The following is a 14,273-nucleotide window of genomic DNA, read 5'->3' as shown; positions in this document are numbered from 1 at the left end:
ATCAGTCCATGTTCGGAATGACGAAGTGATTCTGAGCGGCCGCCTCTTTGGTGCCCGACGGCCAGCGCTGGGTGACGGTCTTGGTCTTGGTGTAGAAGCGGATCGAATCTGGTCCGTGCTGGTTCAGATCGCCGAATCCCGAACGCTTCCAACCACCGAACGTGTGGTACGCGATCGGCACCGGAATCGGCACGTTGACGCCGACCATGCCCACCTGGACGCGGGAGCAGAAATCGCGAGCGGTGTCGCCGTCACGGGTGAAGATGGAGACGCCGTTGCCGTATTCGTGTTCGGTGGGCAGGCGCAGCGCGTCCTCGTAGTCCTTCGCGCGTACGACGATCAGGACGGGTCCGAAGATCTCTTCCTTGTAGATGCGCATGTCGGTGGTCACCTTGTCGAACAGTGTTGCGCCGGCGAAGAATCCACCCTCGTGGCCTTCGAGCACGAAGCCGCGGCCGTCGACGACCAACTCGGCTCCCTCGTCCACGCCGATCTGGGTGTAATCGTTGACTCGCTTCAAAGCATCGCTGCCGACGAGCGGGCCGAAGTCCGCGCTCTCGTCATCGGAGCGACCGATCTTCAGCTTCGCCACGCGCTCGGTCAACTTGGCGACCAACGCGTCGGCGGTCTCCTCCCCGACCGGAACCGCGACGGAAATCGCCATGCACCGCTCACCTGCCGAACCATATGCAGCTCCGAGCAGAGCGTCGGCGACCTCGTCGAGATCGGCGTCCGGCATCACCAGTGCGTGGTTCTTGGCTCCACCGAAGCACTGTGCGCGCTTACCGTGCTGGGCTGCGGTCTCGTAGATGTACTGCGCGATGGGCGTCGAACCGACGAAGCCGATCGCCTTGACGCGGTCGTCGGTCAGGAGCACGTCGACGGCATCCTTGCCTCCGTTGACGACGTTGAACACACCCGGCGGCAGTCCCGCTTCGAGGAAGAGCTCGGCAAGCTTGAGCGGGACCGACGGGTCACGCTCGGAGGGCTTGAGGATGAACGCGTTTCCGCAGGCGATGGCCGGGCCGGCCTTCCACAGCGGAATCATCGCCGGGAAGTTGAACGGGGTGATGCCGGCTACGACACCGAGCGGCTGACGCATCGAGTAGACGTCGATTCCGCCGCCTGCACCCTCGGTGTACTCACCCTTGAGCAGATGCGGGACGCCGACGGCGAACTCCACGACCTCGACGCCACGCTGGATGTCGCCCTTGGCGTCGGCGATCGTCTTGCCGTGCTCGGAGGAGAGCAAGCGGGCCAGTTCCTCGGTGTCGCGGGTGACGAGCGCCAGGAACTTCATCAGGACGCGGGCCCGACGCTGCGGGTTCCATTTCGCCCATTCACGTTGGGCCTGTTCGGCATCGGCAATGACGGCTTCGACCTCGGATACGTCAGCCAGGGGCACACGGGCCTGCACCTCGCCGGTGTTGGGGTCGAAGACGTCCCCGAAGTTTCCGGAGGTTCCGGCGACGTGCTTGCCGCCGATGAAGTGTGTGAGTTCGCGAGCCATGGAATTCGTCCGTCCTCGAGCGTGGAAGTGAAGTACGCCCATCCTATAGTCGGATGTCCGTGTAAGTCCAGAACACCTTCACAGTCGGTCGTAGAACTGCCTCAGATCGGCGTTGGCCCGACTGACCTCGGCCTCGGTGGAGCCGTCGGCGCGAAATATTCGGCGCAGGATCAACGGATCGAGATCGTCCATCGCGGGAGCGAACGACACCTGGGGAAGGTCGGGGAACGACGCTCGATCGGCGAACCAGTCGTCGGGATCGAACTCGTCCTCTCGTTCCCCGCCCCCGACGCCCTCGATCAGTTGGTCGAGATCGACTCCACGCAGCGTCAGGATGGTGGCGGCGGACGCGTCGATGTGCTCGGCGGCGATGTACATCAGAGCCGCCGCGTGCTTGCAGGGCCACCCGTCGTCGGGACATGTGCAGTCGAAATCGAGCTGCCCCTTGTCGTGCGGCAGCAACACCGAAGCCAGCGCCTGCGGAATGGCATTGGACGCCAACTCGCCCAGCATGCCCGGGTTCGACCGCACCCTGTCGACGAGTGCGGCAACCTCCCCCTGTGTGAGCGGATCGACGGTGACCGAGGCCGAGAACGGCTCGAGCTGACTGCCCTGCACTTCGCCGTATATCTGCCCCCGCTCCACCCCGAGCGTGAGCACCTGTCCCTGGCGCGCATACGTTCTGCCGCGAGCAATCCGACCCGGATCCGCGAGGTCTTCCATGGCCGCCACGAAATGCCTGCCCCACCACGTCTGCCCGAACGCGCCGCGCTTGTTTCTGGACTCGATGCCGCCCTTGGCTTGTCGCCGCTTGCCGTATTGCGAGAAGTCGACCATCACTCCCCCACCGCATCCTCACTGAGGCGAAACAGCTCCTGCAGTTCCGCGGTGTCCATTTCGGTCACCCAGTTCTCGCCGGTGCCCACCGCCAGATTCGCCAGATCCTGCTTGGAGACGAGCATCGAGTCGATACGTTCCTCCACGGTGCCCACGCACAGCAGTTTGCGCACCTCGACGTTCTTACGCTGGCCGATGCGAAAGGCCCGGTCGGTCGCCTGATTCTCCACCGCCGGGTTCCACCAACGATCCAGATGAACGACATGATTGGCGGCCGTCAGATTCAACCCGGTGCCGCCGGCCTTGAGCGAGAGCATCATGATCGGCGGACCGTCACCGCTCTGGAAGTTCTCCACCATCTCATCGCGCTTGGACTTGCTCACACCACCGTGCAGGAACGGCACCGCGGTGCCGAATCGCTCGGCGAAGTACGGAGCCACGAGCTCACCGAACTCCCGGAACTGCGTGAACAACAACGCCTTCTCGTTGTCGCCCAGAATCGAATCGAGCATGTCCTCCACCAAACCGATCTTGCCCGAGCGATGCTGTCCCCTCTTGAGCACCGGCGAGCCGTCGGACAGGAAATGGGCGGGGTGGTTGCACACCTGCTTGAGGCGAGTGAGCGCAGACAGGACGGCACCCTTGCGCTTCATGCCTTTCGCATCGGCGATCTGCGCAATCATCTCGTCGACGACAGCCTTGTACAGCGCAGCCTGCTCGGCGGTGAGATTCGCCCGCACGGTCATCTCGTTCTTCTCGGGTAGGTCCGAGATGACCGTCGGATCGGTCTTGACGCGGCGCAGAATGAAGGGCGAGGTGATGGCGCGCAGCCGTGAGACGGCGTTCTCGTCGTTCTCGCGCTCGATGGGAACCGAGAATCGCTTCCGAAAGTCGGACGGCCGGCCCAGCATGCCCGGATTGGCGAAGTCGAGAATGGACCTCAGTTCGTCCAGCCGGTTCTCCACGGGCGTTCCGGTGAGTGCCAACTTGTGGTCAGCAGGGATGGCGAGCGCAGCCTTGGCCTGAACGGTGCCCGAGTTCTTGATGTGCTGCGCCTCGTCGAGAACCACACGACGCCAGGTCTGCTCGGCGAGCTGCTCGCGATCCTTGGCCATCAGGGCGTACGTGGTGACGATCAGATCGTGTTCGGCGATCGCCCGATCGAGCTCCTCGCCCTTGGACCGAGCCGGCCCGTGGTGCACCAGAACTCGCAGTGCCGGAGTGAATTTCGCCGCCTCACGCTGCCAGTTACCGACCACCGACATCGGGGCCACCAGTAGCGTCGGCATCGGACTCCGTTCGTGCGCGAGCAGGGTCAGCACCTGCAGCGTCTTGCCGAGCCCCATGTCGTCGGCGAGTACCGCTCCGAGACCGAGCCGACTCATGAACGCGAGCCAATCGAGCCCACGCTGCTGATACGGCCGCAGAGTCGCGTTCACACCGGCCGGTACGGGGATGGTCTCCGGCACCGCACCGGGTTCGAGCAACGTGGCCGCCCACCCGGTGGCTCGGATGTCCTGGACCGGAGCCGGCGGTGGATCGGCCAGCGTCATCTCGCGCATCAGCGTGCTCAGTGCAGTCCCGTCGCCGTGATGCTCGGCAACGTACTTGGCGGCCCGCGCGAGTTGACCGCCGTCGGCCAACACCCACTGACCGCGGAGCCTGACGAGATCGCCCTTCGAGACGGCGAGCCTGTTCATCTCCACCTCGGTGAGCACCATGTCGCCGAGTTGGAGTTGCCAGTCGTACGACACCAATTCGTCCATGCCGACCGCCCTGTCGGCGGCCGCTTTCGTCACCGCGGGTGACTCGACGCGCAACCGCATCGACGGATCCAATCTCGTCCAGGCCCGAGGAAGCAGAACCGTCGTACCGGTGGCCTGCAGTGCCGTCGCACCGTGCTCGACGAGGTCGATGACCACCGACGTCGGAAGCAGCAGATCGAGGGTGCCTTCCTGCGACGGCAGATCACGCAGCCTCGGGTACGCCGCCACAGCTTCGCCGAGTTTGCGCACCGCGATAGACAGCAGGGTCGCGTCAACCTTGCGGCTCATCGGAACAGGTCGCGGCGCTTCGCCGTCCGCGCGCAGACACACCTGCAGCGTCCAGTACGACTCCACCTCTTCCGGGGAGGCGCTCTCGGCGGCGACCTCGTCGTCATCGGGTTCGAGCAGGCGTAGCACCAGGGACGGCTCGTCGACGGTGAGGCTTCCGCGCCAGTTCTCGAGCAGCGTCGAAACCTGTTGAGTGCCATCGGGATATGGATCATCGCGAATCAGGGCCGACAACAGCGGATGTTCCGAGTCGGGTCTGCCCAGAACCGATCTGACGATCGGATCGGTGAGCTCTTCGACCATGTCGTCGAGAATCCTCTTGGGCCGCTCGCCGGCGCGCTGCACGGACGGCATCGCGACGGCGAGCTCGCTTGCCCAGGCGCGTTGACGTTCGCCGCCGACCAGACGCCAGCGAGGCCACCACTGCCCGTCCATCAACTTCAGGGCCGGAACGACGCGGCCGCCACGGACCCAGCGTTCGATTCCGCGGGCGACGTGCGCCAGATAGCGGAGATCACCGGAGATCAACGCGTGCTCGGACGGCGTCCGCAGCAGTAATTCGACCGCATCGTGCGGCGCGAGCGCGATGGCCGGAACCTGCACCGGGGCCGGCGCGGTAGCCCTCCGTCCCGCTGCCGGAAACGACACCTCGGCACGGTGCCGGAACGTTTTGGTCAGGACATGCGCGTGAGTCTGGGGCAGCGCGGGTTCGTCGCCGGTGGTGGTTTCGTCGTCCCACAGCATCAGCCCGGCACCGGGGGACCACAAACCGTGCAACATCGGTCCATCCAATCAGCAGTCACCGACACCGCCGAGGCGAGGCGCTCCGAGCGAGTCTCTGCGTTGCGCTACCGATCGATCCGACCGGTAAGGCACAGTAGGCGCATGATCGCGTACGGCTTCAGCGAATACGGCGGACCCGACACCGAGCACCTTCTCGACCTACCCGTCGCGGAGCCGGGCCCCGGGCAAATTCTCGTCGCGGTACATGCCGCCGGGGTCAATCCAGCGGATTGGAAGGTGCGGGAGGGCAATCGCAAGGACACCGTGCAGATCACCTTGCCCGCGGTTCTGGGACGGGAGGTATCGGGCACCGTCGTAGCGGCGGGCTCCGGTGTGGTGGACTTCCCGATCGGCGACCACGTGTTCGGAGCCACCGCCGCGGGATTCGGAGGCTATGCGCAGTACACCGTGCTCAACGCGTCGAGCACTGCACACAAGCCGGAGGCCGTCTCGTGGGCAGCCGCGGCCACCCTTCCGGTGGCAGCCGGCACCGCGTACGACGCGCTACGCCGACTTCATCCGGCCGCGGGTGATTCCATCCTGGTGCTCGGCGCGGGCGGCGGCGTGGGTTCGGCCGTTCTGCAACTCGCGCGAGCCGATGGGATCGACGTTCTCGCGGTCGCGAGCGCAGGTAAACAGGAGTGGATCGAGAGCCTCGGGGCCGAGTTCGTCGAATCGGGCCCCGACTTCGTCGACGCGATCTCGCGACCGGTGACCGGCATCGTCGATCTCGTCGGAGGCGCGACGTTGCGCGCCGCCGCGACCGCAGTGACGGCGGGGGTACCGATCGTCAGCGTCGCAGATCCGGTGTCGGCAGCCCAGTTCGGTGGTTCCGGAGTCGAACGTGACCGCAGCACCGCAGCATTCGCGCGGCTGGCGGATCTGACCGCGTCGGGTGTCCTTCGCCCGCGCATCGACCATGTCTTCCCGCTCGAGCGAGCAGGCGAGGCTCTCGCGCTCGTCGAGAACGGGCACGTGCTCGGCAAGGTCGTCGTCGAGGTTCGCTGACGCCGGTTCCGCGGCAGCGGATCACTGTCGGTCCCGTACGGCACACTGCTGTCGCAAGAACCGAAGACCGACCGAGAAGATCGACGATGGGACGTGTGTGAGAAAACTGTGGGTAGCGGTCCTGCTGGTGGTCGCTGCGGCGGTGATGGCGGTCTTCGGCTCGTGCGACCGGCCCGTCGTTCCTGGTTTCTCCCCCGCCGAACCGGCTCCGGGTAGTCCTACTCGCACACAGATCGAGGAGCTGCTCGCCCAGGTTCGCGTGGTCGCTGCGCGACCCGATCCCCTCGGCTACGAGCGTGGATGCAAGAGCGGTGAAGGGTGTGTGTTCGGCCCGGCGTGGACGGACGACTACGACGGGCCGGGCGGTCACGACGGCTGCGGTACCCGCGACAACGTCCTGGCGCTGTCGATGACCGAGGTCGAGTTCCGGGCAGGCACCCGCAACTGCGTCGTGCTGGCGGGTTCGCTCGCAGATCCGTACTCCGGCGAGCGGATGCTGTTCACCAAGTCCGACGCCGGACAAATCCAGATCGACCATGTTTTATCTGCAGCTTTGTCAACTGGGCGTCTCGCTTTTACTGGTCAGGGCGTCGACGCCATGCCGCTGACCGAAACGGTGACGTTGTGATGCGCAGGCGAGCGATGGGTGCCGCGGCGGCTGTGGCTTTCATCGTCGCTGTGTCCGGTTGCTCGGCTCTGCCGGAAGAGGGTGGGTCGGTTTTGGCCGCTCCGGCTTCGCCAGGGACCGTTTTACCTGGCGTTGAGGTCGACGGGGCGTTGTCGGCGCTGTCGGTGTTGGAGCAGCTCGCTGTGAAGGGGCGTGCGCCGAAGACGGGGTATGCGCGCAGCGCATTCGGGGCCGCGTGGACTGATGCGAACACCGTTTTGTGGGGCGGGAACTCGTTGAGCACCCGTGAGGACATACTCTCCCGCGACCTGGTGAACATCACGTGCAAGGTCCGATCGAGTGTGGCGGCTGCTTCGCCGCCGTGTGTGGTGCAGACGGGAGTTCTCCACGATCCGTATACCGGGACAACATCGAATTTCGTTCGGGGGGAGGCTACTTCGCCGCTCGTCCCAATCGAGCACGTCGTCGCTCTGAGTGATTCGTGGCAAAAGGGCGCGCAGCAATTGTCGGTCGCCGAGCGGGTCAATCTGGCGAATGATCCGCTCAATCTCATCGCTACCACTCAGGCCCCCAACATGGCGAAGGGCGACTCCGATGCCGCATCGTGGCTGCCTCCGAACAAGACGTTCCGGTGCGCCTATGTGGCCCGTCAAGTCGCGGTCAAGTTTCGGTATCGACTGTGGGTGACCGAGGCGGAAAAGACCGCGATCGCAAGTGTCCTGTCCACCTGTCCGGGCCAGCCGATCGCCTCCGATACCGAGGCTGCGAATCGTATTCAGTGAACGAGCAGCGTCGTGAGTTCGATAGCAAGGCAGCTGTCGTCGCTACGCTTCCGAGAACTTACGGGGTGAGTAGAGAAGACCGACAGGGTGTGGCGTGTCTTTCACTGCCTTCGAGGACCGACGCTGTACAGCTAACGACGGCCCCCACGGGCGACTGACCCGGTCCAAATCCCCCTGGCGCACTCAACATTCGGGGCAGAACCGGGGCCTCGGTTGACACACAATGCGTGACTGCGAAGCCGGTACGGTTTTCGACGCTAGCAGCCTGATCGAGCTTCCGCGCAGTGTCGACGCGATCCGCTACTCACTCGCTATCGGCAGTCGCGATCATTCGCGGACAGGCGCAATTCGACCGGGTCGCGGGTCACGTCGCCCACTTACGCGCGTCGGCGCGTGCGAGCTCAAGTACTGGCTCGATCGGGCGCCCTTCGGTGACCCATTGCGCTGCGCTGCGGCCATCGAGATCGGCGAGCGGACTGCGAATCCAGGTTGCGCAGGTCCAGGCGTCGGCCGCGGCGTGCAGTATCGACCACAAGGTCACCAGGTCCGGGTAGACCGTTCCCGAGTCGGTGAACTGCCAGGCGGGATAGACCCATCCGCCGCCGTCGAGCTGGCAGGCGATCACGTCTCCGGACGATGCGGCCCTGGCGACGGCCTGCCGGCTCACGCCCCACCACTGGGTCAGACCCGAGGTGTCGTAGTACGGGCCGACAAGCTGGTCGAAGCTACGAGCAGTCGGTAGCGCGGAGATCATTAAATGGCTCCCTTGAGGTCGGGTCGGCCGATGGAGTAGTTAGGCGGCCTCTCCGTTGTCGAGTATCCATTGCGGTACCTCACGTTCGCAGACGGCGATGGTCACACCGGAAATTGTAGTCCTATATTCGGCTGTGAGGCTGTGCCCTTACGTCCTTCCATGATGGTCATCGGCGACTGCGTCGGCGAGTCCCCCAAAATCCGAGAGGAGGCTCTTCACGTCGTCCTGCAGTTCGCTCTCCGGCCCGTACTGGTAGCTGACCATGCGCACGCTGCGCCCCTCGGTCCGGTTGTAAAAATACGTGGTGAACTGGGCACTGCTCGGCGCGGCGCGAAGCTGCACGAAGTGACCTAGGCACAGCGGCGACTGCGATCCATCCCGGACGAGGTACAGCTCGTCCTCGAACATCTGCTCCCCCACAGCGAACTCCCGGGCCGCAAAAGGCGTGCGAGTCCCTACTGCGACCTCGGCGGTCTGGACGAGGCCGTCGCGACGGCGTTTGGCGCTGCCGGGGCGAACCAGCATGAGCTGTGACCAAACGTTTTCGAGGAGCCCGCGGAGCTCTCGGAGGTCCGACTCGAGCGAGTCGACCTGCGTCCTCAACTCCCGCTCTGAGGTGTACCCCGTGTGGCCGGACCACCGGTTGCGCTTGGTATTCACCTCTTTGAACTTGTTGACGAGTTCTTTCGAGATCAGCCGCTCGATTCCGGCGCGGCCAAGCTCGGCGAACGCGCGGCGGACACGTGCCACGTCATCGGCGTCACCGTCCTCTATCGCGCTGCGCAGGTTCTTTGACGTTTTTTCGACGATCACCACCCAGGTTCCGAACGAAGCCTTCTCGATGCCCAGGTGCTGCTCATGCAGGGTTTGACGAATAGCGGCCTCCGTCTCGCTGCTGCCACCCGGATCGGCGCGGCTCGCGGAGAGGAGGACCGTCGCGTGGAAGGTCACGATCGCCTCCCAGGCGTGTAGATAGGCGCGCTGCTGTTCCCCCGCCGACTGGGCGGACTCCGCGGTCCACAGCGCCGATGCGATCGGGTATGGCAGCTGGTCGAGCCACGACGTCAACGAGTCGTCGAAGGCGGCCGCGACCTTGCTTACCACCTCGTCGGCGTCCTCTGGGGATGACCATATGCTCGCTCGTCGGGTGCCGAGGTCAGTCTGGAAAGAGCTGAGCCGCTCATCCGCCGCCGCGAGGGAGAGCTGAACGCGGAGATCCGGGACCGGCACGAGGAGCTCGTCGGCCCAACGCATCAATGAGTTGGGGTCCGACCGCAGTACCTTAAGGTGGTGGCCCGAGCTTCCCTTGTCGATCGCATGGAGCCTACTGGCAATGCCCTGCTCCGAGTTGAGCCACGCCGCCATGAAGGGTAGGTAGATCGAGTCGTCGTCGAGCTGGATCGCCAGGACACGACCGCCGGCGGTCGTCTCGGATAGGTCCGTGGCGGCTCTGCCCCCCCGGCTGGTTGGCACGAACAAATACAGCCCGTCTTGCTCGTCATCCGGATCAGTTTCAATGCAGGGCTCGCGGGCTAAGAGACTGCTCAAACGCCGGCTGGGCCAGCCTTTTGCGGCCATGTCTCTCAGCAGCTCGCGCGAGTCGTCCTTGAAGACGTGACTGGGATCGAGGTCGACGGTCTCGCGCGGTTCCTCGATTAGCGAGACGCCGGAGTGGGGCCCATAGCGGGCCTCCAGCAAACCACCGTCGATTCCCGTGTTGTTGTGGGTGGTGACGCGCCAAGAGAGCTGATTGCCTTCCTTAGTGGTGCGCGACAGCCGTGCGTCCCGTCGCGTGAACTGGCGAGTGCTGATGGTGCGGTTGCGGGCGCCTGACTTCGTCGTCCGCAGCCCGAATTCGAGCTCGTGGAACGCCTCGACCGGGATCGACCTTCGGTGATGGTCCGTAGTGAACATCGTTTGCAAGTCGGCAACCATCGCTCTGCCCCGGGTGACGTCCCTGGCGTTGTTCGAGAATGTAAGGAGGTAAAGGGGGATCTGAGTGTTCGGTGCCAGGCCGTCGGGAAGCCGAGTGACCGATTCCAGAAGGCCTTCGTCGACTATCCGCTTCCGCACCGCAGCGGTTGCGCCGCCGGAACTCAAAGCGCCCGGGTTCACCAATGCCGCGACTCGTCCCCCGCCCTGCTCAGCCGGATGAAGCTTTTCAAGGGCTAAAGAGATGAATAGCCAGGTGCTGTCGGAGCGCTGCGGAAGACCGAAACGGAACTCACCTTTTGACTGCCGCGCTTCCACGTGCGAGGCCGAGCCCCGCCAGTCCAACCCCCAAGGCGCGTCGACAATCACCAGGTCGGCGCTGAAGTCCTTGAAGGCATCGTGCGCCAGCGTGTCCGCTTGAGCGATTTCGGCGTCGTGGACCGCGTTGAATCGAAGACGGCTCGCGGACGCGGCGGCCTCGTTAATGTCCTGGCCGCGGTAGCGGATCTCGACTCCTGACGCCTGAAGCGCTTCGACCAGCAGGAAACCAGCGAACCCCAAGCCAGCCGCAGGGTCCCAGATCTCGACGGTCGTGAGACCCGGATCGAGGCGACTGAGCCCGCCGACGGCAAGGGCCCTCGCCAAGGACACACTTGTCGCATGGTCCAAGCCAACCGGGCCGCGGTCACCGTCGGTGTACGGCACGGACTCTAAGTCTTGGAGCACCGCGAGAATCGCGGGGTGTGGAGCGCTTTTCGTCGCCATCGCCTTATTCGTTCTCGACCGAATGGTCGTCGTCGAAATCCGCCGCATCCACCATCCGCATCCTGCGCGACTTGTACAGGTACTGCCCGATCAGTCGGATGAATTCGTCGGCCCGCTCGTTCTCGCCGGTCAGCGCACCGGTCAGCTTGCCGAACGCGCCTTCGTTCAGCACGGCAGCGTCCGTTAGAGTCTCGCGCAGCTCCCGCGAGGCCAGGAACTGGTCGACGGCGTTGTGGTCGATCTGGTCGGCGATGCGCTGGTCCTCCTCGGCCATCCCTGCGGCCGCGATGACGAAGCCCGCGATCTGCGGGTCGGCAAACTCTGCGCCGAAGAGCGAGTTGATGCGAGCGATGATGTCCGACAGCAACTCCTGTTGCGGATCGGGCCTGGACACTCCGGACCCGACGCCGGTTATGCCGGACAGACCGGGCGTGTTCTGGTCGCCGGAGAGGCCGATATCAGCCTTGCCCTGCTCGATCTGGCGGACGCGGCGCAGCTCAAGGCCGGACACGTCGGCGTCCGCTCCCGGGTCGTTGGAGGGGAGCAGCCGTACGAGCTGCCGAAGAAACTCGGCTAGCTTCTCCAAATCGCTGGTGGCGTAGTCGACAACCTGCGACATGAAGTCGTACAGGCGTACGTAAGAGCCGCAGTCCTTGCGGAAGGTCCGCAGCTCGTCTAAGCCCTGACTGTCCTGCTGGTCCGTCACCTCGGCCCAGCGCTGCGCGAACTGGTCGCGGGCCGGGGTCACGGCAGCCGCGAGCGCCGCGTGCGACTGCGTCGGCGTCCACCACGCCTTCGCGTAACGCTCGACGTCCTCGATGGTGTATATCCGCGCCTGGGCCAGTTTGGTCGCGAGCCGGTGCACCAAGTTCGGGTCGGTCTCGGTCTCGATGTGGGCCTCGAGGTAGTACGTGAGGAATGCTTCGCGGATCTCGGCCGGGTCGTTGACAAAGTCGAGCACGAAGGTACGGTTCTTCCCCTCCCCCGACGGCGCTCGGTAGGTGCGGTTGAGCCGCGATAGTGTCTGGACGGCATGCACGTCTGGGAGTTTCTTGTCGACGTACATCGCACACAGCAGCGGCTGGTCGAAGCCGGTCTGAAACTTGTCGGCGACAAGCATCAAGCGATACTCGGGACGGCGGAACTCCCGCGCGAGGTCCGAGCCGAGGCCGGGGTTCATCGACGCCTCGGTGACATCAGTCAGGCCGTACTCGTCGTCGCTGATCTTGTCGGAGAAGGCGACAATGGATTGGTAGCCGTAGCCCTTCTGCGCGAGGTACTTGTCTACCTCGACCTTGTATCGCACCGCGGCTTGGCGGGAGTCCGTGACTACCATCGCCTTGGCGTGGCCGTCGAGGAGCTGGGCGACGTTCGCGCGGAAGTGCTCGACGATGATCTCGACCTTTTGGCCGATATTCGTCGGGTGTAGGTTCGCGAACCGCATGATCTTGCGGGCCGCGACCTTCGGGTCGACAAGGCGGTCGTCGCTGTCCGCCATGATGCCCGTGACGACGCCGTCCGCGCCGCGCTGCTCGATCTCGAACGCGGTCCTGTAGGTCTGGTAGCCGCGCAGCACGTCGAGGATGAAGCCTTCCTCGATCGCCTGCCGCATCGGGTAGACGTCGAAGGACACCGGCTTCCCGTCCTCGTCCTTGCGGCCGAACAGCACCTTCGTCTTCGTTTTCGGCGTGGCGGTGAAGGCCAGCAGCGACACATTCCGAGCACCGGCCCTGGCCGCCGTCTCGGCGGCGATCTGCGCCTCGCGCGCGTCGTCGGCCTCGACGATCTCGTTCACGACGTCTTGGGAGTCGACTTCCTCGTCGGTCGCGACCTGGCCGCCCTCAGTGAGGACCTTCTTCAGGTCCGACGCCGTTTTGCCGGACTGCGAAGTATGGGCTTCGTCGATGATTACGGCGAAGTTCTTGTCGCCCAGCGTCGTGTCCAACAGGCCCTTGACATACGGGAACGTTTGGATCGTGACGACGATGATTAGCGCCGAGCCGGTCAGCGCATCCAGTAGCGCACGCGACTTCGAGCCACCGGATCGCCGCACAGCTGCAGAGTCGATAACGGCGACGGTGCCGACAGTGTCGTCGACCTGCTCGACAGCCTGCTGCAGCTGCGCGTCGAGTACGCGGCGGTCGGAGACGATGAGGACCTTGTCGAAGACCTTTTCGTTGGCGGCGTCGTGAAGCCGAGCGAGCCGGTGCGCGGTCCAGGCGATTGTGTTGGTCTTCCCCGACCCGGCCGAGTGCTCGATGAGATAGCGCCTGCCGGGCTTCTCCTCAGCAATGGTCTCGACGAGCTTTCTCACCGCGCGCCACTGGTGGTAACGCGGGAACATCAGCGTCGTGGATCGCCTGATCTTTCCGGTAGCCGGGTCCTCCTCCGCCTCGGCCTTGAGAAATATCTGTGAGCCGAGAATGGCCAGCCAGTTGTCGCGTTGGAGCACCCGCTCCCACAGGTATGAAGTGGCGGCCCCGCTGGGGTTGTGCGGGTTACCCGCAGCGCCGGTGTCCTTGCGTCCGCGGTTAAAGGGCAGGAAGTAGGTCTTTTCTCCCGCAAGCTTGGTGGTCATGTGAACCTGGTCGTCGTCGACGGCGAAGTGAACTAGGGCGCGGGTGCCAAATCCGAGCAACGGCTGCCCCGCCGGGTTCCGGTCGTTGCGGTACTGACTGACCGCCGTGCGCCACTCCTGCTTGAAGAACGACTTGAGCTCGACCGTCGCCACGGGCAGCCCGTTGACGAAAAGCACCAGGTCGATCGAGCGGTTGTCCCCACGCTTCGGTGAGAAATGCACCTGCCGGACGACGCGCAGCCTCATCTTCCGGTAATGCTCGGTGGTGGTCGGGTTCTGCGTGGTGGCAGGCTTGAACTGACACATCCGCAAGTGAGCCGTCGCCCCGCGGGTGTGGGAGAACTTCCGACGCAGCACATTGAGCGTGCCCCCGCCCGAGCTCATAGGCGTGTCCAGCCGCGACACGAGCGAGTCCAGTAGCGCCTCGCGGTCGGCCTGCTCTGCAGCGGTTCCCACACGGACGACCTTCGCGTACTCCTCGGTCTGCGTCTCGTTCAGCCACCAGTGCACGTCCGCGGGCCAAATCGCCCGATTTTTGTCATACCCATCGTCGGTTTCGGAGTACTCCCAGCCATGCTCGGCGAGATACTTCGCGATCTCCGTTTCGAACGCTTCTTCGCGAGTGCCGTCGATTCTTGCCAA

The 14,273-nt window shown here is 64.7% G+C and carries 9 protein-coding genes; 3 read left to right on the top strand and 6 right to left on the bottom strand.

Annotation, left to right across the window (positions count from 1 at the left end; translation table 11 throughout):
• Position 1: 1 nt before the first annotated feature.
• From MTX35_RS22515 to MTX35_RS22505, 3 genes are all read right to left on the bottom strand, one after another.
• On the bottom strand, positions 2-1,510 hold the full coding sequence (locus tag MTX35_RS22515; protein ID WP_243597107.1) for a CoA-acylating methylmalonate-semialdehyde dehydrogenase: 1,509 nt from the start codon (positions 1,508-1,510) through the stop codon (positions 2-4).
• Positions 1,511-1,588: 78 nt separating this feature from the next.
• Positions 1,589-2,347 carry an SWIM zinc finger family protein gene (locus MTX35_RS22510; protein ID WP_243597106.1) on the bottom strand — a complete coding sequence of 253 codons (759 nt, stop codon included), beginning with the start codon at positions 2,345-2,347 and terminating at the stop codon, positions 1,589-1,591.
• A complete protein-coding gene (locus tag MTX35_RS22505; protein WP_243597105.1) occupies positions 2,347-5,181 on the bottom strand; it encodes a DEAD/DEAH box helicase in 2,835 nt (944 codons plus the stop codon). Before MTX35_RS22505 ends, MTX35_RS22510 begins: the two co-directional genes overlap by 1 nt.
• A gap of 105 nt (positions 5,182-5,286) precedes the next feature.
• On the opposite strand from MTX35_RS22505, the gene MTX35_RS22500 reads away from it, so the two are divergent.
• The 3 genes from MTX35_RS22500 to MTX35_RS22490 all read left to right on the top strand — a co-directional run bounded on the left by MTX35_RS22500 (position 5,287) and on the right by MTX35_RS22490 (position 7,602).
• Positions 5,287-6,192: an NADP-dependent oxidoreductase gene (locus tag MTX35_RS22500; RefSeq protein WP_243597104.1), complete on the top strand. Its 906-nt coding sequence runs from the start codon at positions 5,287-5,289 to the stop codon at positions 6,190-6,192.
• Between the two features lie 97 nt (positions 6,193-6,289).
• The gene (locus tag MTX35_RS22495) at positions 6,290-6,820 is read left to right on the top strand and encodes a hypothetical protein (protein ID WP_374230346.1); all 531 of its coding nucleotides are present in this window, start codon (positions 6,290-6,292) and stop codon (positions 6,818-6,820) included.
• 32 nt (positions 6,821-6,852) lie between these two features.
• Complete coding sequence (locus MTX35_RS22490) at positions 6,853-7,602, top strand: HNH endonuclease family protein (protein ID WP_243597103.1); 750 nt, start codon at positions 6,853-6,855, stop codon at positions 7,600-7,602.
• Positions 7,603-7,966: 364 nt separating this feature from the next.
• Here the strand turns inward: MTX35_RS22490 and MTX35_RS22485 are convergent, their stop codons facing one another.
• From MTX35_RS22485 to MTX35_RS22475, 3 genes are all read right to left on the bottom strand, one after another.
• Positions 7,967-8,356: a hypothetical protein gene (locus tag MTX35_RS22485; RefSeq protein ID WP_243597102.1), complete on the bottom strand. Its 390-nt coding sequence runs from the start codon at positions 8,354-8,356 to the stop codon at positions 7,967-7,969.
• Positions 8,357-8,503: 147 nt separating this feature from the next.
• Complete coding sequence (locus MTX35_RS22480; RefSeq protein ID WP_243597101.1) at positions 8,504-10,993, bottom strand: class I SAM-dependent DNA methyltransferase; 2,490 nt, start codon at positions 10,991-10,993, stop codon at positions 8,504-8,506.
• A 64-nt stretch (positions 10,994-11,057) separates the two neighbouring features.
• Entirely contained in the window at positions 11,058-14,273 is a 3,216-nt protein-coding gene (locus MTX35_RS22475) for a type I restriction endonuclease subunit R (RefSeq protein WP_243597100.1), read from the bottom strand.

The organism is Rhodococcus sp. ARC_M12 (assembly GCF_022810385.1).
GTDB lineage: Bacteria > Actinomycetota > Actinomycetes > Mycobacteriales > Mycobacteriaceae > Rhodococcoides > Rhodococcoides navarretei.
Note: the sequence above shows the minus strand (reverse complement) of the source record. Positions and strands in the feature narration are given on the sequence as shown.

Bases quoted from the DNA above. Each gene is read 5' to 3' on its own strand.
- MTX35_RS22500 (WP_243597104.1), top strand. From the start codon at position 5,287: ATGATCGCGTACGGCTTCAGCGAATACGGCGGACCCGACACCGAGCAC.
- MTX35_RS22505 (WP_243597105.1), bottom strand. From the start codon at position 5,181: ATGTTGCACGGTTTGTGGTCCCCCGGTGCCGGGCTGATGCTGTGGGAC.
- MTX35_RS22510 (WP_243597106.1), bottom strand. From the start codon at position 2,347: ATGGTCGACTTCTCGCAATACGGCAAGCGGCGACAAGCCAAGGGCGGC.
- MTX35_RS22515 (WP_243597107.1), bottom strand. From the start codon at position 1,510: ATGGCTCGCGAACTCACACACTTCATCGGCGGCAAGCACGTCGCCGGA.
- MTX35_RS22485 (WP_243597102.1), bottom strand. From the start codon at position 8,356: ATGATCTCCGCGCTACCGACTGCTCGTAGCTTCGACCAGCTTGTCGGC.